At 65.8% G+C, this 19,679-nt stretch carries 24 protein-coding genes and 1 pseudogene; 9 read left to right on the forward strand and 16 right to left on the reverse strand.

Annotated elements, in window-relative coordinates; translation table 11 throughout:
* Nucleotides 1-298: 298 nt before the first annotated feature.
* Nucleotides 299-1,807: a recombinase family protein gene (locus ACIBF7_RS07680; RefSeq protein WP_397196662.1), complete on the reverse strand. Its 1,509-nt coding sequence runs from the start codon at nucleotides 1,805-1,807 to the stop codon at nucleotides 299-301.
* A gap of 40 nt (nucleotides 1,808-1,847) precedes the next feature.
* On the opposite strand from ACIBF7_RS07680, the pseudogene ACIBF7_RS07685 reads away from it, so the two are divergent.
* Together ACIBF7_RS07685 and ACIBF7_RS07690 are read left to right on the forward strand one after the other, a co-directional pair.
* Nucleotides 1,848-1,946, forward strand: a pseudogene (locus tag ACIBF7_RS07685) (peptide-methionine (S)-S-oxide reductase); the annotation flags it as partial.
* Between the two features lie 172 nt (nucleotides 1,947-2,118).
* On the forward strand, nucleotides 2,119-3,216 hold the full coding sequence (locus tag ACIBF7_RS07690; RefSeq protein ID WP_397196663.1) for a helix-turn-helix domain-containing protein: 1,098 nt from the start codon (nucleotides 2,119-2,121) through the stop codon (nucleotides 3,214-3,216).
* Between the two features lie 901 nt (nucleotides 3,217-4,117).
* Here ACIBF7_RS07690 and ACIBF7_RS07695 read toward each other — a convergent pair.
* On the reverse strand, nucleotides 4,118-5,125 hold the full coding sequence (locus tag ACIBF7_RS07695) for a CU044_5270 family protein (protein WP_397196664.1): 1,008 nt from the start codon (nucleotides 5,123-5,125) through the stop codon (nucleotides 4,118-4,120).
* A 1-nt stretch (nucleotide 5,126) separates the two neighbouring features.
* Nucleotides 5,127-5,726 (reverse strand): RNA polymerase sigma factor, encoded by a 600-nt coding sequence (locus ACIBF7_RS07700; protein WP_397196665.1) that lies wholly within the window; start codon nucleotides 5,724-5,726, stop codon nucleotides 5,127-5,129.
* Nucleotides 5,727-5,907: 181 nt separating this feature from the next.
* Here ACIBF7_RS07700 and ACIBF7_RS07705 point away from each other — a divergent pair, with 181 nt between their 5' ends.
* From ACIBF7_RS07705 to ACIBF7_RS07715, 3 genes are read left to right on the forward strand one after another with little or no spacing between them, the layout of a single operon-like run.
* On the forward strand, nucleotides 5,908-6,363 hold the full coding sequence (locus ACIBF7_RS07705) for a helix-turn-helix domain-containing protein (protein WP_397196666.1): 456 nt from the start codon (nucleotides 5,908-5,910) through the stop codon (nucleotides 6,361-6,363).
* Nucleotides 6,364-6,366: 3 nt separating this feature from the next.
* Nucleotides 6,367-6,744, forward strand: coding sequence for a PIN domain-containing protein (locus ACIBF7_RS07710; RefSeq protein WP_397196667.1), 378 nt, complete (start codon nucleotides 6,367-6,369; stop codon nucleotides 6,742-6,744).
* The gene (locus ACIBF7_RS07715; protein ID WP_397196668.1) at nucleotides 6,741-6,920 is read left to right on the forward strand and encodes a hypothetical protein; all 180 of its coding nucleotides are present in this window, start codon (nucleotides 6,741-6,743) and stop codon (nucleotides 6,918-6,920) included. Before ACIBF7_RS07710 ends, ACIBF7_RS07715 begins: the two co-directional genes overlap by 4 nt.
* A gap of 83 nt (nucleotides 6,921-7,003) precedes the next feature.
* Here the strand turns inward: ACIBF7_RS07715 and ACIBF7_RS07720 are convergent, their stop codons facing one another.
* Complete coding sequence (locus ACIBF7_RS07720) at nucleotides 7,004-8,155, reverse strand: hypothetical protein (protein WP_397196669.1); 1,152 nt, start codon at nucleotides 8,153-8,155, stop codon at nucleotides 7,004-7,006.
* A 243-nt stretch (nucleotides 8,156-8,398) separates the two neighbouring features.
* On the opposite strand from ACIBF7_RS07720, the gene ACIBF7_RS07725 reads away from it, so the two are divergent.
* Together ACIBF7_RS07725 and ACIBF7_RS07730 are read left to right on the forward strand one after the other, a co-directional pair.
* Nucleotides 8,399-9,106: a hypothetical protein gene (locus tag ACIBF7_RS07725; protein WP_397196670.1), complete on the forward strand. Its 708-nt coding sequence runs from the start codon at nucleotides 8,399-8,401 to the stop codon at nucleotides 9,104-9,106.
* A 34-nt stretch (nucleotides 9,107-9,140) separates the two neighbouring features.
* Nucleotides 9,141-9,953: a hypothetical protein gene (locus tag ACIBF7_RS07730; protein WP_397196671.1), complete on the forward strand. Its 813-nt coding sequence runs from the start codon at nucleotides 9,141-9,143 to the stop codon at nucleotides 9,951-9,953.
* 144 nt (nucleotides 9,954-10,097) lie between these two features.
* Here the strand turns inward: ACIBF7_RS07730 and ACIBF7_RS07735 are convergent, their stop codons facing one another.
* The 5 genes from ACIBF7_RS07735 to ACIBF7_RS07755 all read right to left on the reverse strand — a co-directional run bounded on the left by ACIBF7_RS07735 (nucleotide 10,098) and on the right by ACIBF7_RS07755 (nucleotide 12,954).
* Nucleotides 10,098-10,529: a hypothetical protein gene (locus ACIBF7_RS07735; RefSeq protein WP_397196672.1), complete on the reverse strand. Its 432-nt coding sequence runs from the start codon at nucleotides 10,527-10,529 to the stop codon at nucleotides 10,098-10,100.
* 58 nt (nucleotides 10,530-10,587) lie between these two features.
* Nucleotides 10,588-10,896 carry a hypothetical protein gene (locus ACIBF7_RS07740; protein WP_397196673.1) on the reverse strand — a complete coding sequence of 103 codons (309 nt, stop codon included), beginning with the start codon at nucleotides 10,894-10,896 and terminating at the stop codon, nucleotides 10,588-10,590.
* 49 nt (nucleotides 10,897-10,945) lie between these two features.
* A complete protein-coding gene (locus ACIBF7_RS07745) occupies nucleotides 10,946-11,857 on the reverse strand; it encodes a hypothetical protein (RefSeq protein ID WP_148036393.1) in 912 nt (303 codons plus the stop codon).
* 306 nt (nucleotides 11,858-12,163) lie between these two features.
* A complete protein-coding gene (locus ACIBF7_RS07750; RefSeq protein WP_397196674.1) occupies nucleotides 12,164-12,553 on the reverse strand; it encodes a MarR family winged helix-turn-helix transcriptional regulator in 390 nt (129 codons plus the stop codon).
* Nucleotides 12,554-12,606: 53 nt separating this feature from the next.
* The gene (locus ACIBF7_RS07755) at nucleotides 12,607-12,954 is read right to left on the reverse strand and encodes a hypothetical protein (protein WP_397196675.1); all 348 of its coding nucleotides are present in this window, start codon (nucleotides 12,952-12,954) and stop codon (nucleotides 12,607-12,609) included.
* 197 nt (nucleotides 12,955-13,151) lie between these two features.
* Here ACIBF7_RS07755 and ACIBF7_RS07760 point away from each other — a divergent pair, with 197 nt between their 5' ends.
* Nucleotides 13,152-13,757 (forward strand): pentapeptide repeat-containing protein, encoded by a 606-nt coding sequence (locus ACIBF7_RS07760; protein WP_397196676.1) that lies wholly within the window; start codon nucleotides 13,152-13,154, stop codon nucleotides 13,755-13,757.
* A gap of 55 nt (nucleotides 13,758-13,812) precedes the next feature.
* Here ACIBF7_RS07760 and ACIBF7_RS07765 read toward each other — a convergent pair whose 3' ends face one another.
* The 5 genes from ACIBF7_RS07765 to ACIBF7_RS07785 form a co-directional block, all read right to left on the reverse strand.
* Nucleotides 13,813-14,421, reverse strand: a complete 609-nt coding sequence (locus ACIBF7_RS07765) for a DUF1707 domain-containing protein (protein WP_271274814.1) — start codon at nucleotides 14,419-14,421, stop codon at nucleotides 13,813-13,815.
* Between the two features lie 201 nt (nucleotides 14,422-14,622).
* Nucleotides 14,623-14,817, reverse strand: a complete 195-nt coding sequence (locus ACIBF7_RS07770) for a hypothetical protein (RefSeq protein WP_271274815.1) — start codon at nucleotides 14,815-14,817, stop codon at nucleotides 14,623-14,625.
* 37 nt (nucleotides 14,818-14,854) lie between these two features.
* Complete coding sequence (locus ACIBF7_RS07775; protein WP_271274816.1) at nucleotides 14,855-15,328, reverse strand: hypothetical protein; 474 nt, start codon at nucleotides 15,326-15,328, stop codon at nucleotides 14,855-14,857.
* 257 nt (nucleotides 15,329-15,585) lie between these two features.
* Nucleotides 15,586-15,927, reverse strand: a complete 342-nt coding sequence (locus tag ACIBF7_RS07780; protein ID WP_148036402.1) for a hypothetical protein — start codon at nucleotides 15,925-15,927, stop codon at nucleotides 15,586-15,588.
* A 40-nt stretch (nucleotides 15,928-15,967) separates the two neighbouring features.
* Nucleotides 15,968-16,513 carry a hypothetical protein gene (locus tag ACIBF7_RS07785; RefSeq protein WP_148036403.1) on the reverse strand — a complete coding sequence of 182 codons (546 nt, stop codon included), beginning with the start codon at nucleotides 16,511-16,513 and terminating at the stop codon, nucleotides 15,968-15,970.
* A 258-nt stretch (nucleotides 16,514-16,771) separates the two neighbouring features.
* Between ACIBF7_RS07785 and ACIBF7_RS07790 the strand changes: the two genes are divergently transcribed.
* A complete protein-coding gene (locus tag ACIBF7_RS07790; protein ID WP_271274817.1) occupies nucleotides 16,772-17,791 on the forward strand; it encodes a saccharopine dehydrogenase NADP-binding domain-containing protein in 1,020 nt (339 codons plus the stop codon).
* Between the two features lie 32 nt (nucleotides 17,792-17,823).
* On the opposite strand, the gene ACIBF7_RS07795 is transcribed toward ACIBF7_RS07790, so the two are convergent.
* A complete protein-coding gene (locus ACIBF7_RS07795) occupies nucleotides 17,824-18,576 on the reverse strand; it encodes a cyclopropane-fatty-acyl-phospholipid synthase family protein (protein WP_271274818.1) in 753 nt (250 codons plus the stop codon).
* Between the two features lie 21 nt (nucleotides 18,577-18,597).
* Entirely contained in the window at nucleotides 18,598-19,584 is a 987-nt protein-coding gene (locus ACIBF7_RS07800) for an NAD(P)-dependent alcohol dehydrogenase (protein ID WP_271274819.1), read from the reverse strand.
* Between the last annotated feature and the right edge of the window lie 95 nt (nucleotides 19,585-19,679).

The following is a 19,679-nucleotide window of genomic DNA, read 5'->3' on the forward strand; positions in this document are numbered from 1 at the left end:
TGTGCTTGCCCGGAATCGTGTATGCGCCTTGAGGTGATTCGCCGAGATGTTCGCTGCGGTCGTGCTGTAGAGGGACGGTGGCTCTTGGTGTGAGTTCGTTGTACCACTTGAGGAACGCGTTTATGCAGGTCGGAGTTCCTATGGCGACGAGTGTGCAGACGTCCGGCACGTACCGGAGACGTCCGGTTGTGGCCGTAGAAGTCCGGCTGTCACCAGTGCTTGGGGGCAAAGTAAGAAGGCTGTCCCCCTTGAGTAAGGGGGACAGCCTTCCGCGGGACGTCCTGGACGTCTTGAGGATTCAGCCCTCTCGCCAGATCGGCTCAAGTAGGTCCGGGTTGAACTTCCTGCGTCCCTTGCCGGAGGGGTAGATGATCACGGCCAGGAGGGCTTCACGGATGTAGGACCGTTTGATGGTGAGGGGCAGTCCGTCTTCCTCCTCCGGCAGGTACCAGCGTCGGCGGATCTCGGTGATGTCGGTGTCGGAACGGGCTTGGCGGCGCTGCGCGGCAGCGGTGAAGCCTTGCGCCTCGGTGCGAAGGCGGGCGATCCGCTTCTCAAGATCCGGCGCTGTTGAGAAGAACAGCTCGTTCGTGATGTTGCCCGCCGTCCACTGCACGCGCAGCTCCTCCAGGCGGGTCTTCGCGCTCTCGTACTCTGCCTGACCCGGCCACTCGGCGGGAGCAGCGGACGCGGCGAGCTGGACCTGCTCCAGCTTGGCGAGTACCGCTTCCGAGATGAAGAGATCGACCATGTCACCGCGCCGTCCGAGTCCGCCGCAGCCGCCGACGGTCCTGCCTGGGCAGATGTAGATGTGCTGGACGCAGTCCTTGCTGTGGGTGACTCGCAGTGAGGTGTTGCAGAGGGAACCGTCCGGCTTGGCGCGACCGCAGCGGAGGAAGCCGGTGAGCAGGTAGTTCGGCTCGCGGAAGTCCGGTGTGAGGATGTGGCCGATACGCCCGTCACGGTGGATGTAGTGGCCTCTGCGGGCATCGAAGATGTTCTTGACGGCCATCCACTGCTCTGGCGTCACGATCGGCTCCCACTGGCCGACCACGGGGTTGCCCGCGGGGTCGCGGACGAGTTCGCCGTTGATCTCCCGCCAGCCGCAGATGCGGGGGTTCTGCACGTTGAGCTTGAGCGAGGGGGTTGTCCACTCGTTGCCCAGCGAGGTCTTCGCGCCCTCCCGACGCCACTGGTTCGTAATGGAGTGGAGCGAGCGCCCTGCGATGAGGTCCAGCACCGCTTGCCGTACGAGAGGTGCCTCCTCGGGGTCGAGGGTGAGACGGTCAGGCTTCCAACCAAAGGGGCGCGTACCGCCGACAGGCAGACCTTGCTCGGCGCGCGTGCGGTGCGAGCGGCGCATGCGGCGCTGCATTTTGCGGACCTCCATCTTGGAGATCACCGCACCGAAGAGGCCCATGCTCTCGGTGTCCTCGCTGTACAGGTCTTTCGTGCCGCGAGCGTCGGCGAACACGCGGCCGTCCTGGTAGGTGATCGCTTCGACGAAGCGTTCGTAGTCGCCGGGACGCCGGGCGAGACGGTCTTCGGCGACGATCACGACGCCTTGCACCGCCGTACCGTTGGGAAGTTCGCCGGCCCGCAGTGCCCGTAGCATGGCCTCGAAGTCATCGCGTACGACGTCGGCCTTCGCGGCTGACTTGTCGTTGTCCGTGTACTCGTGGACGACCGTCCACCCGTGCCGTTCCGCCGTCTCCCGGTTGAGGCGGTGCTGGTCCTGCACCCCGCGCTCATCCCGCCTGATGTCAGCGGATATGCGAGCGTAAGAGACGACTGGGACATTGGTCATGTAACTCTCCTCGCATAAATTGTTGCGGAGAGTTAAGTTCTACCACCAGCAGTATTTGTTCAAGGTGCCGAATGGGTACTGCGGGATCGGCGGCACGGGCGTGGCCTGTCCGGTCGGTCTGACCTCTGGTGAGGCGTAGCGTAGGTCGAGACTGCCTCGACTTCGAAGGTCGTTTCGCGCGGTCCGGTGTGAGGCAAATCGTACGAATCGGGTCGTAGGCACTGTAAGGGATATGAATCTATTGCCTGATCGTGTCTACGATTTGGCATCCCGGCCTCGCGTCTCCGCGAGTCATGTGCGATTATCGCAACATGAAGGACCCGGGAGAGTGGCTTGACATAGGTGAGCGCGTGCGCGAGTGCCGTATGGCAGCCGACATGTCGCAGGAAGAGCTGGCCTCGGCTCTGAAGCTCGACCGGACGATGATCGCGAAGATCGAGCGAGGCGTTCGACGTGTCGACGCGCTCGAGCTCGCCAAGCTGTCGACGGTTCTTCAGGTGCCTCTGGGCTATTTTCTTGATTCGCCACCATCGGTCGTCTCCCGCCGCGTGGAGTTGGCCGACGATACGGTGACCGACGCGACGCGACAATCCCATCGCCTGGAAGTGGCTCTCTCTACGTGGTTGGCTGACATACGGCAGCTTGTTGAGTTGGGAGTGCTCAATCCTCCCGAGATCCATCGCTATTCCGAGGCGGTGCAAGATCTATCGAGCGCCCGCCGTGCCGCCCTATGGGTGCGAGAGCGTCTGAGCTACGGCATTGAGCCTATCGATTCACTCATGAGTGTGTGCGAACGGCTTGGGCAGTTGGTCGCGGTGGTCGAGGTGCCGGGTGAAGGCGCCTCGTTGGTCGAGGACGATCTCGCTGTGGCAGTTGTCAGCAGGCACGGAGATCCTGGCCGCCGGCGCGCGACTGCGGCTCATGAACTGGGCCATCTGATAGTCGGAGACGAGTACTCCACGGACATAGGCATCCATGCGTCTCGTGGTGAAAGAGAAGCGATTATCGACGCGTTCGCCGCGGAACTCCTTCTCCCGGCTGCAGCATTTCGTCGCGTGATTCCCTCGGGAGAAAGAGCGAAGCGCGACGACTTGGTGGTCTTGGCTGCACGTTTCAAGACGTCCTGGTCACTGACGGTGCGGCAAGCCGTTGCAGCCGAGGCGATCGACAGGAGTGTCGCCAAAGAAATGCGCCGAAGTAACCCGACACGCGCAGAACTGATGGAAGCGGTCGGGTGGGCACCTCAACCTGATCTAGAGACGGTTCGAGTGCCCCCGAGCTTCGCACATGCAGTGATGGAATCCTGCAAGAGATCGCTCATCACGCAATCCCGGGCGGTGGAGCTCATGCGCGGCCAGATCGTAGCGGCCGACCTGCCGGTGCGTGATGACGCGGATTACGAGCTGTGAGCGTCGCTGAGTCAGACTCCGTTCTGGTATTCGACGCGATGTGTCTGAATCATTTTGCGCGCGCGGAGCGTTTGGACGTGTTGCGTGACGTTCTCGCGGGCACCACGTGCTTGACAACACACGTAGTGCGCGAAGAGATACGGGCGGGAGTGCAGGCGCACCCGCTCCTGGAGACTGTGCTCCATTCGGATTGGCTTGGGCTGGCAAGGCTCGACTCTCTAGAAGAGATCAAGTGCTTCGCCAAATGGGTGCGGCGCATCGGATCTTCGGAGCGTGATCTGGGGGAGGCTAGCGTGTTCTCCGCAGCCGAACTGTGCAGTGGGACTGCCATCACTGATGATCGACATGCCGTGGCAGTAGGAAGGGCCCATGGTTTGGAAGTCCACGGCACCGTGTGGCTTCTTGCCCGTGCGACCCAGGATGGGAAGCTCACTGAGGTAGCTGCTGGAAGCATCGTGGATGCTCTGAGCGCGACAGGAATGCGTTTGCCGTGTACAGGTTCGACTTTCGGTCCGTACGTTCGTCGCAATGGTTGTGCCTGATGTAGTGGCCGGGGCGGTGATCTCGTGCCTCATCGTCGCAACGGCAAGGACGTTCGAGGTCACAAGGGCCTGACGTCCGGCGAGGCGTGAGCCCGGACTTGCTCAGGGACCGCGGTTTTGTGCGGAAAGATGTACAGATACTGTATGGCCGTCCTGCACGACGCTACTGAGCTGAGCGTTAGCGAAGCTGCCCGTCGGAGAGGCCGCCCGCCTGGTGGCTGATGCCGAGCAGGGGCCGATCTGGTGGTCACCCGGCGTCATCAGCCGGTGGCGGCTTCCGGGCGTACCCGCGAGTCGTTGGCCGCGATCCCGACGACGAGTGACCTGATGCGAGGATCCAAGGACCGGTCAGTGCCTGTTCACTGCGGGGGTTGGTCGACAACTGAGATCTTCAGCAGGGCCGAGGCGGTCAGCACGCTCCCCACCGGCGCCTTGGCCTGGTCGGCGTCCACGACGACGCTCCGCACACCGAGGTACTGATAGCTCTCCCGGTCGAAGATGTACTCCTCCCGGATGCCGAGCCACGGGTTGACCCTCGCTGCGGCGACGCCCGTACGGCCCGCCGCGTCGTCGGCCTTGCCGACGGTCTTGACGCCGGGGATGGCCGCTGCCGCACGGAACAGCGCGGCACGCTGTGCTGCCGGCATGTACGCCTCCGAGAGCATGTTGCCGACCCGGGTCCATGCCTCGGCATCGGCCTCGGCACCGTGCGCAAGGCCGGTGTAGAGGTGCTGGTACATCTTCGCCGGCTCGGTGGGGAGACGGCTCAGGTAGGCATAGTCGGTACGCAGGTACTCGACGCGGTGGTCGAAGTCGCTGAGCTTCTCCGGGCCGCTGTGGCCGAGGTTCTCCCACGCCTCGGGCGGAATCGGCCGGCCCGGGTAAGCACTGGGCGCAAGCCCTTCGCTCTCGATGAATCCGCCCGTCGAGTCACCCTCCACGGGCAGCCAGACTTTGCGCTTCGACCTGGCCAGGAAAGTGGAGTGGCCACCGACGGTGTCCATCGTCTGTGACTCGAAGACCAGGAACTGTCCGGGCTTCGGGTGCAGTTCCGGCGACATGTTCACACTCTCCGCGGCCTGGTTGAGGACCGTCTCCACCTTCACCGGCATCGTGTGCAGAGTAGGGGGAGCGTCTGGCTCTGAACCGGCGGCGACCACCATGACCCCGGCTGCCACCGCGGCGGCAGCCAGTCCCGCCGCGAAGCTGAGCCTCAGGCGATGTTCGATGCGCGGGCGCGTCCCGGCGCGTTCAAGGCGTACGGATGCTGGATCGACGATGGCGGCCAGCAGTCGCTCCTCCTGGGCCCGGAGGTCGGCCAGGTCGGGCCGTGGAATCTCCGAACGCATGCGTTCGAGCTGAGTCATCTCATTCACAGACGGATTCCTCACTGAAAGTGGCCATGGGGTTGATCTCGCCGAGCTCTCGGCGAAGTCTCTTTCGAGCCCGGTTGATGCGTGACTGCACGGTTCCCAGAGGTACGCCCAGGGCTTCAGCGGTCTCCGCATAGCTGAGGCCACCCCAGGCCACCAGCAGCAACGCGTCGCGGTGGCCCTTGGGCAGCGATGCCAGGGCTCCCGCCAGGCTCCGACGAGAGGCCTCGGCGCTGAGCCGTTCGTCGCTGCGCTCGGCGAACGATGCCGTCACCGGGTCGACACCGGTGCGCTCCAGGAGACGTAGCTGCCGCACCTCGGCCCGCAGGTGCCTTCGCATCAGGTTGGTCGCGATCCCGTACAGCCACGGCCGCGCGTTCTGGCGCGACAGGTCGTACCCGTTCCGCTGCTGGAACGCCGTCAGGAAGGTTTCGGCCACCACGTCCTCGGTCGCGTCGTTCCCCAGCCTGCGGGTGACATAGCGCGTGATATCCGGGGCGTATCGGCGGAAGGCCTCGGCGAACGCCTCGGGATCGTGCCGGGACCGTTCGATGAAAGAGGCGTCATCGATCTCCGCCCGACTCGTCTCGCTCATTCTGTGGCCTCTCGGCTCTGAACCAGGACACCTGTTGTTGCCGAGCCGGCCGCGATCTGTTCCCTCCCGATCCAAGCGGCCTGTCCCGCGCTCCTCCGCATCCGCTCTGGCCGGAAGTCGCCGGCGAGTTCGCTTGCGTTTATTTCGTCTGTTGCGGATACTGCGAAGAGGGGGTGGCGCCATGACTGACGTGCAGGCCAAGCGAGTTCAGCCGGGGAGCATCGATGCTGAGGTAGCCGGTCGCGCGGTACGCCGGATCAAGGATTACCTGATGCGGTATCCCGAGCAGCCGACCGTCCGGGTCGCCGGCGAACACGGGGGTGAGGATCCGTTGATCCTGCCTCGCGAAGCCGTGAGTCTGCTCGCCTTCATCCTTGCCCAGGCAGCCGAAGGGCGCGGAGTCACGGTGATTCCGTCGCATGCTGAGCTGACGACGCAGCAAGCGGCAGACATGCTGAACGTATCGCGCCCGTACTTGATCAAACTTCTGGAGACGGGAGAAATCCCCTTCCGATTGATTGGCAAGCACCGCCGGATCAAGTACGAGGATCTTCAGGGATACAAGCGTCGCGATGACGCCAAGCGCCGGACCGCGGCCGATGAGCTCGCTGCTCTGGGGCAAGAGCTGGGTATCTGAGCCATGACATTCGTGGTGGTCTACGACGCGAACGTGTTGTACGGCAACACCCTGCGTGACCTGCTCATTCGCCTCGCCATGACGGGACGGGTGCAAGCCAGGTGGACCAACAGAATCCTTGACGAGATGCAGCGCAACCTCGCCGCCAACCGGCCCGACATCCCTGTAGAGAAGCTCGGCAAGCTCCGCTGCCTGATGAACTCCGCGGTCCGAGACTGCTTCGTCGAGGGGTACGAGCCACTGATCGAAGGGCTGAAGCTTCCCGACGCTGATGATCGGCATGTGCTGGCCGCGGCGATCAAGGTTGGCGCGCGGGACATCGTCACGTCGAATCTCAAGAACTCCCTGCCGACTACCTGGCTCCTTGGGATATCGGGGTGAAGTCGCCCGACGACTTCGTCCTGGACCAGATTGACCTGGACGGAAGGGTCGTTTGGGCTTGTGTGCAGCAGATCGCGGACTCACGGACCAGCCCGCCGGAGACCGTTGATGATGTGCTCGACGCTTTGGAGGCGGCGGGTCTCGTCGAAGCGGTCGCTGCCCTTCGAGCCGGCTGAAGTCCTCCCATACTGGTTCGGTAGCGCGAAGTGAAGCGCTATCGCCAGCCACCTTTTCAAGGTGCCGAATGGGTACTGCGGGCCTAGTCCCCGCTCGCTCGTATGATCATCTGTCGGCCTCCTGGTTCCACTTCTCCGAGGGTGTTCCGTTCTCGCACCGAAGTGATCAGTGCGCGGAACGCGTGTGGCAGGGTGTCAGGCTTGTGCCGTAAGGCTGTTTCAAGGCGTACGAGGAATGCGAGAAGCTCGGGGTCCGAAACAGAGAGGGCATGCTCTCTCAGTCGGTCCACGTCGCGGAATACCTTGGCATCGTCGTCCAGAGGTTTTATGGTGACCAGGTTCCTGGCCATGGCCATGATGAGGTCGCCGACGGGCAGCGGCCGTCCCGTTGCTTCGACCTGCCTGGCCAGGCCGCCTGCCCACTGCAGGTTGGCCCATAGTCGTGACACCAGTGCTTCCTCCAGCCACGCTCGCACCTGCTCCCGGACCGCGATCTGCTGACCGGTCAGCGTGCGCGTGGAAATGGTCAGCTCCACGATCGCGGCCAAGGCGGTGAGCGCGACGCCCAGAGTGAGTGAGCTGCTCAGATCGTCTGTGAAGACCTGGGTGGTGACCGCGGCCGTGCCGCCCGCGCTGATGGCTCTCGCCGAACTCCTCCAGCGCTGGTGACGCCGTCTGATTTCGCTGTCCGGGACGTAGCGGTGGATCTCGGCGGCCATCTCCCATCGGGCGGCGCCTGGAGATTCGCCTTCGCGCGCTTCTATCAGCACGCCGTGTGCTTCGTTGAGAACCGCTTCCGCGAACAGCGCGCTACGGCCTTCTTGCTTCACATGGTATTGGGCGAAATCAAGTGCTCTCTGTCCCATGGGGCTTTCGGCGGCGTCTCCTATCCAGGCTTTCAGTCGGTCGTCGAACGTCAAACTGAGCCGACCGCGATAATCCGGAAAGCGAACGCCCCACGTTACCTTTTCTCTGGCCCAGCGGCTCATGCGCCTGAACATGCCGGAACGGTCCTGGTCGATCGGAAATTCTGTGATGTCGAGTGCGTCGCAGAAGGCGGTAGCCGCTTGTCCCACTCTCTCTGAGAGGATGGTGTCGTCCTCGCTGAGGGCGCGGGAGACGGCCTGCCAGCGCAGGTATTTGAGCCAATTTCTCCTTTCTATCGTCTTCTTTCCGATCTGATACCAACGCACGCTTTTGCCGACGTAGCTGGCGACTGGGGGATGTGTCGACATGCCGCTATGTTACAGAGAGGGTCTGTGGGTATGGTGCATTAGCTGTTATGTCTCAACTCGTACGAATTATTCGATTGTCCAGCAGTCGAAGAGAGACTGCTCCGTGTGCCAGGGTCGCCTGGGAAGGCCGCTGTTCCTCCGGGTCCCGTAGTTACATGATCGTCGCTGAAATGGCTCCTGCCGCGTTGCCTTCCCGGGCGACCCTCGTACCTAGGGAAACGCACCATAACGGGGAGAATTACAGTGAAACGCGTCCTGGCGCTGTTATGTGCCTTCTTCGTCACGCTCGTCATCATGCCGCCGACGCCGGCACACGCGTCGGCGTCCACCAGCACTGTCAAGCTCGCTTGGACCTACGTCGCCCAGGCCGATCCGAAGGCCTCCCACTGGAACAGCGCGGACGGCGCGCTCGTGGGGACGGGCGTCCAGCCTCCTGGCGTGTTCCGCTCCTTCTTCCGCATGGACATCAGCCCGATGCACGGCAAGAAGCTGCTCCACGCCACCTTTTCGGGCTATCTCAAAAGCGGCGCCTGTGACCCCACCGTCGAGCTCTGGGTGACCGGGCAGATCGGCCCGGAGACCACCTGGCGCAACCAGCCGGCCTGGAAGCGGAATCTCGGCACCGGGACCGTCGCCGACGGCTTCGACTCCTGCTTCTTCGGCTGGCGGATCGGTGACCTCGTGCGGGATGCCGTCGCACGCGGTGAGAGGCACCTGACCTTCGGGATGCGTGCGGCCAGTGAGGTCGGGCCGCGCAACCTGCGGGTCTTCGGGACCGATCAGGTCAACCACCCGTACTGGGGTCGCTTCGACACGCCGGCGCTGCGTTTCTGGTACAACACCGTGCCTGAGGTGCCCACGGATCCGGCCATCAGCCTCGACGACTTCTGCGGGCCCGGATCGCGCCCGGAGACGAAGTTCGTCCCCACCACAACGCCCACCCTGAGCTGAAGTCGTCAACGCCGACCGGCAGCACGGCGATCAGATGTCGGCGCGCTTCGAGTGGGCGGACTCCTCCGGCACCGTTCTGGGCTCGGCGACCTCCTATCCCCAGCAGGAGGGCAGGCACTGCACCGAGGTCCCCGAAGGGCTATTCGTCGATGGCCAGACCTACCAGTGGCGGGTGCGCGCCGAGGATCACTACCAGGAGCCGGAGACCTTGGAGATGCTCAGCGACGTCAGCGACTGGACGGCCTGGCAGGAGTTCACCGTCGACGTGACCCGGCCCATGCTGCCGGTGATCGCCTCCGAGACCTATCCGGCGAACGCGACGGGCGGGCTGGTCGGCACGCCAGGCGTGTTCACCTTCGCCCCCGGTGAGTCCACCGACGTCGTGTCCTACAAGTACCGGCTCACACCGGGTGGTCCCATGGCCGGGCAGGTGACGGCCGATGCCGAGGGACGGGCCAGCGTGTCGCTCACCCCTACGGTCTCCTTCCGCCACACCCTGTATGTCGCAGCGGTCGACCGGGCCGGTAACGCCGGGCCGGAACGCGCCTACTCCTTCACCCCGGGGCGGAACCCGGCGCCGTCGGTCGTCTCGACTGCCTACCCGGAGAACACACCCGGCGGTGGCGCGGGCGTGCCAGGCGAGTTCACCTTCTCGCCCAACGGCGCACAGGACGTCGTCGCGTACGGTTACCGCCTGGACTCCGGTGAGACGCTCCAGACCTCCGCCGACACGCCCACCGTGACCATCACGCCCGAGAGTGCCGGTCCTCACACGCTGTCGGTGTGGAGCATCGATGCGCGCGGATACTTGAGCTGGGCACGTGACTACGACTTCATGGTGAACTGAGCGATCTGCCGAAAGTGTCGCGCGTGGGCGTGAGATCCGGGCGCGGACAGGCATAGAGCAGAAGCCTCGCCGAGGGTCGGGTCGAAGGTGACCACAACGCCTACCCTCGGCGAGGTCCGTGGTCAGTACGCGCCTGCGTCGTCCTCACGACGTCGGGGTCGAGCCCTGTGTGAGATTGGTGCGTTCCAAGGCCTGCAGGAGATCAGCGGCCAGCAGAGACGTTGCCAAAGCGACTGTCTCGGGCTCGCCGATTCCCTCTTCCGCGCGTCCGGCCATCGTTGAGCCGAGCGCGTCCGGTCCAGCCGCGAACAGTGCCGCCAGATGTTCGACAGCCTGCTCGGTGATCTCGCCGCTGATGGGGTCACGAGCCAGGAGCCTGAACGTGGCGGCCAGTTCAGCGGTGTCGGCGTCGACAAGGATGCGGTACATGTCGTGTGCGTCCTTGTCATTCAGCCGGTGGGGGGCTGAAACCCGTTCGGCGATCTTGTGGACCTTGGCCACCAGCAAGGCTGCGGGTCCGGCGACTCTGACGTCATATACGCGGGCATCGGCCGGGTCAAGAGCGGTGACGTCCATCACCGTGTTGTCAATGACAGCGGCTTCGAGGCCTCGAGCACGGCGGGTGGCACGGCGATCATGTGGTGGGATGCGGGGCTCCCCGCGTGTTCCTCGTACCTGCTCCTGCAAGGGCCTCGGGCACCATCAGATCCACAGGAATGCCCGCGGGGTTCAGCCACGCTCCGGGTTGTCCGCCGATGGGGTCACGGTAGAACCCCGCGCGGCCCATGGCTTCTTCCAGAAGCGGATCGTCCTCCAGGACTCTCGGGTCGAGTACGAGGTCGCTGTCCTTGGTCGTCTCGGCGAGCGCGACAGGGCTTCGTGTGGTCCGCAGGTAGACGGCCTGTGCTCCGATCACGATCACAGCGTCGCGATGGGCGTCCAACGCGGCCAATGCATCGAGAAGCGCGGACCGAGATCGGACGAGGATGTCACTACTGCTTACGCCAGGAGGATTCATGCCGTGCCATCCAGTCAATGAGTTCTTCGGCTTCGGAGGGGCTGCGTCCAGGGCCTGTCATCAAATCGACGGCGACCTGGGGTGGCGCGGCGATCGTGAGACCGGAAGCGTCGGTAAGGGTACGGACGAAGACGACGTCGTTCTCCGGCTCGGCCAACATCACATTCGCTCCGGCATCAGCGGGGCGAAGGTCCCAGAGCTGGGCGGTGTGCTCGGCATCCGTCGTGTAGATCATGGCGGAGCGGGCTGGAGCATAGGGGGCCCAGGTGGCTGCGGCCAACGTCCCGGTGATGGCGTACTGGGTGGGATTATCACCCGCCCGTCGCATGAGATCAGGCAGCCCTCTCGGGGCTATCCACCGTGTGACTCGACTGCTTCGTACGAACCCGTAGTCTTCGCTCCAACGCCTCAGCAGCGGGACCCAGTCGGGAACCACGACCGCACCCGAGCTGGTCCGCGTTGCCAGGTTCTCGCTCTCCAGGAACTCGATCACCCGGTAGGTCGACCCGGTGGATACGTCAGCGACGTCGATCAGTTCACGGATCGCCCACGATCTTTCGTGGTCCAACAGCGCACGGACGATTTTCGCAGCGGGAGCGCCCTTCAACGTTCCGCGCGGTCTTCCAGGACCGCGCCACGGATCATGGTCAGCCCCTCGATCGGCAATGTAGAGACCGGGCTGAGAGACGTTCAGGTTGATGTTCCCCGTCGCGTCTATGTAGGACAGGCCGGCCTCAGAGAGCCGCTTACGCACGGGTGGTGACAGGTATCGGGCGGCGACGACCCCACGGCTGCCCGGATGTTCGTCCGCGGCGGCATTCAACTGCTGGAGGAGTGTGGCGGTGTCACGTCTCTCCACCACGCGCTTGGCTTCCACGACCAGCACGACCGAGGTTCCGTCCGGTGCTGTCACCTTCCAGAGAGCGTCGAAGCGAGCATCGGGCGGTCTGCGGCTCAGGGGTTGGACGTCCCATCCGGGTGGCAGCCGGTCACCTAGCACAGCCATTCCGGCTCGCAGAACTTCGACCTCGTTCTGTGGCTGTGGTCTCGCCTCCATCGGTGCTCTCCAAGTCGCTCGATGTTCAGGAAAAATCCTAACTCCGCTGACGACGGAAGGAGAGGATTTCCCGAACAATGCCGGAGACGGTTGCTGGGATGGGTCTCTGATACCGCTCCGCCAGCTTCTCAGCGCTCAATGGGGCGTCGGTGTGTCATGCGTCAAGGCGTGGGAGCGTTCGATCAGGCTGGTCATCGCTTGTTGGAAGTCGAGACGCCGCTGCTCGCTCCAGCCGTCGGTCAGTCGGTCGAAGACCTGCTCCTGCCAGCGGTGCGCGTCCTCCAGCAGCGCGTGGCCTGACGGGGTCACCGTCGCGTGGCGTCGGCGTCCGTCCGCCGCCGAGGTCCGCATCTTCAGGAATCCGGCGTCTGCCGCGCTCTTCACCAGCCGGGACGCTCCGCTCTGGTCGATGCCGATCTCGTCGGCGATGGCGTTGACCGTCGCTTCCCGGCCGTGCCGGGTGAGGGCGAAGACCGCCTCGGTGACGAGGACGAGCCGGCCTTGCTCAGTGGCTCGATGGTCCACGCTCCTGCGTGACCAGTGACGTACGAACTGGAACAGGACCTGTCCCGGGCCGCTCATTCGGTGGCCGCCATCTCACGGCAGATGTAGGCCAGTTCCAGCGCTGACCTGAGGTCGGGCAGCCGGAGGGCGGCGGACACCTGCTGCCCGGTCACTCGAAACACCGTGGCCACCCTGGTCGGCGTCTCGCTCCCGGGCCAGGTGGCGTCCTCCTCCACGACCATGAGCCTGTCGCTGATGGGGTGCCACGATCGCGGCGTCATCGTGATCCCGGAACGCCCGACCCACTCCGAGAACTGCCCGGGGGTGATCGGACCCGCGCCCTTCGGGCCCAGGACGACGATCGGATCGCTGACCGCCTTCGCCGCAGCTCCAGGTCGCCGCCGTTCACGCTCGTGTGCCACTCGTCGATGGTCTCTTCCAGAGCTGACTCCATGAGCGAAGTGTATGCGAAACGCATGCATCTCTGGGTGCGGCGATCCGAGCAGCGACACCCCCGCGCGCGGCATGGGCTAGGCTCCGCCCGATGTCTTCCCCATCTCCCCGACAGCCGAAGCGACCCAAAGCACCTGCGGCCCCCAAACTGCCCTCGCCGCTCGTCATGGCGGAACTTCCCCAGCATGCCCTGGAGGACGACGGCACCTACCGCGGCCTGGAGTTCCACGGCGGCGACCTGACCTCTCGCCAGGCTGACGCGGTCGACTACGAGGGCTGCCGGTTCGTCACCACCAGCTTCGCAGGCACCCAGTTGCGTCGAGCCGGGTTCGTGGACGTGGAGCTGGAACGCTGCGACCTGTCCAACATGACGGCCAGAACGTCGGGCATGCATCGGACCCGGACGTCGGCGACCCGGCTGACCGGCATGACCTGGACCGAATGCACGTTCCGTGACGTGCTCTTCGACGCATGCCGCGCCGATCTGACCGGGTTTCGATTCTCGACGTTCAAGAACGTCGTCTTCCGCGACTGCGTCATGCGGGAGGCCAATTTCCAGAACGCCGACCTGCGGGGAGTCCGCTTCGAGCGTTGCGATCTGAGCGGAGCGCAGTTCTCGCAGGCGCAGATGGACGGCGCGCACTTCTCCGACTGCGTGCTGCTGGGGATCGGCGGTGTCACCAGTCTCAAGGGCGCGATCGTGGCCGGCCGTGACGCGCAAGGACTGGCTCTCGCCCTGGCCGGCGCGTTGGGCATCCTCATCGAGGAGTAGAGCATCCCCACGATGCGGCGGGAGATCCCTGTACGAGTGAGCGTCGCCGTGCCGGTCACCGCTCGCGACGGCGTCGTGGCTTGCCGGTCACCCCGCCGAACAGCGCCAGGCCCTTCACCACGAGCACCGGCGCCGACGGGTCGACGTCGGGGCCGCCGTGCACGTCGAAGCCGCCGAAGATGCCGACGCCCTCGTTGCGCACCTCCATCCCCTCGGGAACGATGATCTCGGTCCCGCCGAAGATCGCAGTGACCTTGATCTCGACTTCCCTCGCCTCGAACTCGGCATCGGTCAGGTCGAACCGTACGCCACCGAAAAGGGCGAGCGCCCTGGTCCGGCGCCGTACTCGCCAGCGGCCCTTGCGGTCGGCGCCGCCGAAGATCGCGATGACGTTCTCGGGCTCGGCGTTCGTGGCCGGGGAGTTGGAGACCAGGTTCGGGGTGACCGGGTGGCGCTGGTCGATCTGGAGGTCATGGGTGAGGAGTTGGAGTTCTCCCACGGTCTTGGCCTGGTAGAGCTTGTCCAGGCGCTCGGAGTACTCCTCATGGCTCAGCTGACCGGTGCTCATCGCTTCACCGAGCACGGCGGCGATCTGCTCCCTGTTGCTGTCCGAGGCACGCAGATGCGACCGCTGGGAGTCCATGGGCGAGGGGCGGTTTTCCATACCAGTCACGATAGTTCTCGTTCCTCCCTGGAGGGAGCCCGCTTCCGGGTCGTGGTCAGCGCCGTGACAGCCGGTGACCAAGGAGGAGCCTTGATCGAACATGTCCTCACCGCGCGTTTGCTGGTCATGGCCTTTTCCTCGGACGAACTGCGGGCCTTCGCTCTGGAACTCCGGCGCGGCCGATGTCGGGACCTTGGTACGTCACGCCAAGCGGCTCGTTCCGCAGATGGCGCACGCGGACCTGCCGAAAGCCCTGGCCTTGTCCAGATCGACCTTGTCGATATCCCTCAGTTCGTAGCCCTGGACCCTGCCACCTTCCTGCCCCGCTTGCAGCGCCATGCAGTCGGGGGAGGTGTGGTAGCGGTCGCCGGCTGCGGTGACCCATACGTCAGTCATGATCACTTCCGCTTCTGGAATGGTCTCGTGAGAGTTCTCAGCGGCGCCAGTGGCCGCCGCGGCAAAAGTAGGTGCGGCCGTTCGACGCGAGGCCGGCTGCTCCAGGCGTCCCGCAGAAGCCACCCGGGTGCGCTCTGGCAAGCGGTGCTGGCTCTGACCGGATCTTCGGTTCGGGCTTTCGGGTGCGCTTCTGTGGGCGTCCTTTGCTGGCGTCTCGGTCATCGCGGTCGCGGGCCTTTGTTACGCCGTCGCCGTCTTTGTCGTTGTCATAAGAGTCTTCGATGCCGTCCTCGTCGAGATCGTCGAAGTCTTCGGCGGAATCCGGCTTCCACGAAGCTTCCGGCGTCCACGAAAGGGTCTGCGATGGGACGGGCGGAGGGCTGTAGGCGGCAGGAGGTGCTGGGTCCTTAGCGAAGAAGAGGGCGTTACAACCGGCCGCGACAAGGAGGACAACTGCGAGACAACCGCAGCCTTTCGCCTGGTCGCGATCTGCGGGTTTGGTATCGGGCATCAGCGCTTCCTCTCCGAATCCGCATGAACACGAACGGTAGGTGGGACGCTGCGGTGCGCTGAAGAGTTCGCGGATCTCCCGTGTCGATTCCGTGCTCACTTGGCCACGTCGGCGAACCAGGTGATGAAGGAAATGGACGGGCTCACCCGCCAAACCCGCTCGGCTCGGGCGTACGACACGTCCAAGCCGAGCGCGACGCTGGCGGCTGTACTACGCCGAGAGAGTTCCATCTCGGCACATCGGGCGACCGGAGACCGTTATGGCGCATTCCCGAGGAAGCTCAGGTCGTCGCCGTGGAGCGTGAGTAGTTCGTCGTCGGGGCCGCGCGTCTCGATCTCCTCTCCGACGTGCACGAGGAACAGTTGCAGGGCGCCGATGGGTGGCGGGGCGTCGGGGAAGACCTCGGCGCCGTCGCCTTCCAGGGCGTGGAGGTGGCGTTCGAGGCTTGACGCGTCGATGGCCAGGCGCACGGGCGGGACGAGGGGCGCTCCCTCCCAACGGGTGATCTCGATGAACTCCCCACCGGGATCAGCGGCCGCGCGGGAGTCGAATCCGTTGAGTCGTCGGACGAACTCGTCGAACAATTCGCTCCGGTCCATGGGCGTCATGGTAGCGGGTGCCGATGATTCAGACGCCCTTTCAACGCTGGGCGACGGGATAGGCCGTGATGATGTTCTTCGTTTTCGCGGCGATGACGACGACCGGCCTGTAGCGGGCCCTGACCTTGTTTTTCTCGTCCCGGATTTGTATAGGCGTACGGTAGGCATAGGTGTCGTTGTTCTGACGGTACGCCGGTGCGGAGTCGGGTGCTTTCAGCGTCTGTTCGATGGCCCAGTCCGCGAAGCTGCGCCAGTCCTGGCCGAGGTAGTTCGCGACGGCCTGCCAGTCGTCCCGGTGCCTGTCCTTGATGTGCCGGTAGCCCCATTTGGCCGACCCGCACAGCAGCTTGGACCTGGTGCCTCTGGGCGCCGGCCGGAACTCCTTGCGTGTGAACGTACGGACCAGCTTGCCGTTCGGGGCCTTGGCGCCGCACGCCTGCCAGACGTCCCGCGATTGCTCGGGCGACGTGAATCGGTGCGAACCGGAGGTGGCCATGAAGACGACAGGTTCCGGGTCGCTCTGCGTGACGAAGAGGGGCGACGCGAGGATGACTGCCGCCGTTACCGTCTTGACCGAGATGATCATTTTTCCCCTGCGCATTCGACTGGTTATGCGAAGGCGGCTCATTGTGAAAGGCCCAGGCGGCAGGACTTTTCGACGAGTTCGACGCTACAGCCGGTTCAGGAAAAGGGAACACGTCATTCCTGGAAGGTATCGGCGGTCTCCCGTGCGGTCGCCTCGTGTCCGAAACTGTGCGCATCGTGGCGTTTCAGACGCTCGTGCCGGCCGGCGGCCGCCGCCAGGATGATCCCCAGCGGACATCTGAGGACAGTAGGAGAGCTGATGGGCACGGCTGTGGTGGTCTACGGTGCGTATGGGCACACGGGGCGGTTCGTGGTGGCGGAGCTGAGGGAGCGGGGGTTCGTCCCGGTGCTGTCCGGGCGCGACGAAGGCAAGCTGCGGGCGGTGGCTGAGCCGGGGGACGACGTCAGGCCGGCGTCGGTCGACGATGCGGCGGCGCTCGACCGGGCGCTGGCCGGGGCGGCGGCGGTGGTCAACTGCGCCGGGCCGTTCGCCACGACGGCCGCCCCGGTGATCGAGGCGGCGTTGCGGGCCGGGATCCCCTATGTGGACGTGGCGGCCGAGATCGAGGCGAACGCCGACACGTTCGCGCGGTTCGCTGACCGGGCCCGCGAGGCCGGAGTCGCGGTCGTCCCGGCGATGGCGTTCTTCGGCGGTCTGGCCGATCTGCTGGCGACTGCGGCGATGGGTGACTGGACGGCGGCCGACGAGGCGCACGTCGCCTACGGGCTGAGCAGCTGGCACCCCACGGCCGGGACGCGCGTCGCGGGCCGGGTCTCCGGGCAGCGGAGGGACGGCCGGCGTGTCCGCTTCACCAAGGGTGAGCTGGCCTACCACGACGACGAGCTGCCGACGCTGCGGTGGTCCTTCCCCGAGCCGATGGGCTCCCGGGAGGTCATCGGGGAGTTCGCGATGGCCGACGTCGTCACGATCCCCAGCCACCTGTCCATCCCGGAGGTGCGCTCGTACATGGCGGTCGAGGCGGCGAGGGACCTGGCGGCGCCGGACACGCCGGCGCCGGTCGCTGCCGACGAGCGCGGACGGTCCGGGCAGACGTTCCTCGTCGACGTCGTCGTACGGTCCGGCGGCGAGGAGCGGCGGGCGGTGGCGAGCGGGCAGGACATCTACGCCATCAGCGCGCCGCTCGCGGTGGAGGCGGTGCGGCGCGTCCTGACCGGGCGGGCCGCGACCACCGGTGTCGCCTCCGCCGGGGCGATCTTCGACGCACCGGACTTCCTCCGCGCGCTGTCCGCGCACCTGAAGTTCGAGCTGCGTGGATAGGCGCTTCGACGTCGCGGGCGGCACCCCGGGGTCTACTGGGAGGAGCCCTGACGCTGGAGCAGCAGGGTGACGAAGCCCAGGACCTTCCGGTAGCCGTGCAGCCACGTGTCGCGGTGTTCGAGGGCGGCCGCTCGGGCAGCGTCGGCGTCGGGGCCGGGGTGCTCGTTGGCCCAGCGCAGCAGCGTGCCGGTCCAGGACCACTCGTAGTCGTCCCATTCGGACAGGTCGCTGGTGTACGCGTAGACGGTGTCGAAGCCGGCGGACTCGGCCGCGGCGACGGTTCCTGGCAGGTCGAGGAGGTCTGACGAGCCGACGCCGAGGCGGGCGAGCGCTTCGGGCGTCGGTTCGCGTTCCCAGAAGCCCTCGCCGATGAGCGCCAGCCCGTTCGGCTTGAGGTAGCGGCGCACGTGTCCGGCGGTGGGGCCGAGGCCGCCGAACGCGTGGGTCGCCCCGACGCAGAGCACCAGGTCGTACTTCTCGGCGACCGGGAAGTCGGCGGCCGGCTTCTCGTGCAGCCGGATGCGCTCCCAGACGCCCTGGACCTCGGCGTGCGCCTCGGCCGCCTTGAGCGCCTCGGCGGAGACGTCGACGCCGTCGGCGGTCGCGTCCTCGTACAGCGCCAGCGCGCGGAGCGTCCACGCGGCCTCGCCGCAGCCGAGATCGAGGATCCTCGCCCCCTCGGGCAGCCGGGCCCGGCGCAGCAGCCGGGTCACGTGCGCGCCGGAGACCGGAGCGGCGATGGGGTGGTCGCGGTGGGCGAGATGGCTGATGAGCCGGCGTTCCATGGACCCATCCAAGCCGAGTGATCAGATCTTGACGACCACTTTTCCGGACGCGTGTCCCATTTCCTGATAGCGGACGGCTGCCGGGATCTCCTCGAAGGGGTAGGTACGGTCGATCACCGGGGTGACCTTGCCGGCCTCGATGAGCTCGGTCAGCGCCAGCAGGTTCCGCTTGTTCTCGGTGCAGCCCACCACGTCGGCCGTGGTCATCGTCTGCGACACGAACAGCGACAACAGGGGCGCCGCGACCACGTGGGGCATGGGACGCAGCCACCTGCCGCCCTTGCCGCCGACGACCACGTAGGTGCCCTTGCGGGTCATCACCCGCCTGCAGGCCAGGGCCGAGTGGCTGCCGGCGCAGTCCAGGACGACGTCGTAGCGCCGGCCCCGCCGGGTGAAGTCCTCCTTGGCGTAGTCGACCACGTCGTCCGCGCCGATCGAGCGGACCAGGTCGACGTTGCGCGGGCCGCAGACGCCGGTAACCTGCGCGCCGAACGCCTTGGCGATCTGTACGCCGAACGTGCCCACGCCTCCTGAGGCGCCGATCACGAGCACGCTCTGGCCCGGCTGGACCGGGGCCCGGTCGCGCAGGGCGATCAGGGCGGTGTTGGCCGCCAGGGGCACCGCCGCGGCCTGCTCGAACGTCAGGTTCTCCGGCTTGGGGGCCAGCTCGTCCGCCCGTACGAGGGCGTACTGGCCGAAGCCGCCCTGCTTGGACATCGCGTACACCTCGTCACCCGGGCGGAACTCGGTCACGCCCTCGCCGACCGCCTCCACCTGGCCTGCCACGTCGGCGCCGAGGATGGAGATCTTCGGCCGGCGAACCCCCAGGGGGCCGCCCATCAGGCGTGAGACGCGGGGCTCGCCTCTCATGAGGTGCCAGTCGTACGGCTGGACGGAGGTGGCGCGCACCCGGACGAGCACGTCGCCGCGGCCCGGCACGGGCCGGTCGAGGGTGGTGAGTTCGAGCGCGTCGGGTGAGCCGTACGAGCGCAGGACGAACGCCTTCATCGTTTTCTCCTCGGGAGATCCGGAATCGTGCAATCAGCGTAAAAATCCTGCTCAAGGGGGTCATCAGCCGAAAGTACGCCTGATTGACGGACGAT

It is taken from the genome of Nonomuraea sp. NPDC050478 (assembly GCF_044458265.1).
Classification (GTDB): Bacteria; Actinomycetota; Actinomycetes; order Streptosporangiales; family Streptosporangiaceae; genus Nonomuraea; species Nonomuraea ferruginea.

What these genes read in the sequence shown, in the direction of transcription:
- ACIBF7_RS07680 (WP_397196662.1), bottom strand. Translation starts at nt 1,807, where the DNA reads ATGACCAATGTCCCAGTCGTCTCTTACGCTCGCATATCCGCTGACATC.
- ACIBF7_RS07690 (WP_397196663.1), top strand. Translation starts at nt 2,119, where the DNA reads ATGAAGGACCCGGGAGAGTGGCTTGACATAGGTGAGCGCGTGCGCGAG.
- ACIBF7_RS07695 (WP_397196664.1), bottom strand. Translation starts at nt 5,125, where the DNA reads ATGACTCAGCTCGAACGCATGCGTTCGGAGATTCCACGGCCCGACCTG.
- ACIBF7_RS07700 (WP_397196665.1), bottom strand. Translation starts at nt 5,726, where the DNA reads ATGAGCGAGACGAGTCGGGCGGAGATCGATGACGCCTCTTTCATCGAA.
- ACIBF7_RS07705 (WP_397196666.1), top strand. Translation starts at nt 5,908, where the DNA reads ATGACTGACGTGCAGGCCAAGCGAGTTCAGCCGGGGAGCATCGATGCT.
- ACIBF7_RS07710 (WP_397196667.1), top strand. Translation starts at nt 6,367, where the DNA reads ATGACATTCGTGGTGGTCTACGACGCGAACGTGTTGTACGGCAACACC.
- ACIBF7_RS07720 (WP_397196669.1), bottom strand. Translation starts at nt 8,155, where the DNA reads ATGTCGACACATCCCCCAGTCGCCAGCTACGTCGGCAAAAGCGTGCGT.
- ACIBF7_RS07730 (WP_397196671.1), top strand. Translation starts at nt 9,141, where the DNA reads ATGTCGGCGCGCTTCGAGTGGGCGGACTCCTCCGGCACCGTTCTGGGC.
- ACIBF7_RS07735 (WP_397196672.1), bottom strand. Translation starts at nt 10,529, where the DNA reads ATGGACGTCACCGCTCTTGACCCGGCCGATGCCCGCGTATATGACGTC.
- ACIBF7_RS07760 (WP_397196676.1), top strand. Translation starts at nt 13,152, where the DNA reads ATGGCGGAACTTCCCCAGCATGCCCTGGAGGACGACGGCACCTACCGC.
- ACIBF7_RS07765 (WP_271274814.1), bottom strand. Translation starts at nt 14,421, where the DNA reads ATGGAAAACCGCCCCTCGCCCATGGACTCCCAGCGGTCGCATCTGCGT.
- ACIBF7_RS07770 (WP_271274815.1), bottom strand. Translation starts at nt 14,817, where the DNA reads ATGACTGACGTATGGGTCACCGCAGCCGGCGACCGCTACCACACCTCC.
- ACIBF7_RS07775 (WP_271274816.1), bottom strand. Translation starts at nt 15,328, where the DNA reads ATGCCCGATACCAAACCCGCAGATCGCGACCAGGCGAAAGGCTGCGGT.
- ACIBF7_RS07780 (WP_148036402.1), bottom strand. Translation starts at nt 15,927, where the DNA reads ATGGACCGGAGCGAATTGTTCGACGAGTTCGTCCGACGACTCAACGGA.
- ACIBF7_RS07785 (WP_148036403.1), bottom strand. Translation starts at nt 16,513, where the DNA reads ATGATCATCTCGGTCAAGACGGTAACGGCGGCAGTCATCCTCGCGTCG.
- ACIBF7_RS07790 (WP_271274817.1), top strand. Translation starts at nt 16,772, where the DNA reads ATGGGCACGGCTGTGGTGGTCTACGGTGCGTATGGGCACACGGGGCGG.
- ACIBF7_RS07795 (WP_271274818.1), bottom strand. Translation starts at nt 18,576, where the DNA reads ATGGAACGCCGGCTCATCAGCCATCTCGCCCACCGCGACCACCCCATC.
- ACIBF7_RS07800 (WP_271274819.1), bottom strand. Translation starts at nt 19,584, where the DNA reads ATGAAGGCGTTCGTCCTGCGCTCGTACGGCTCACCCGACGCGCTCGAA.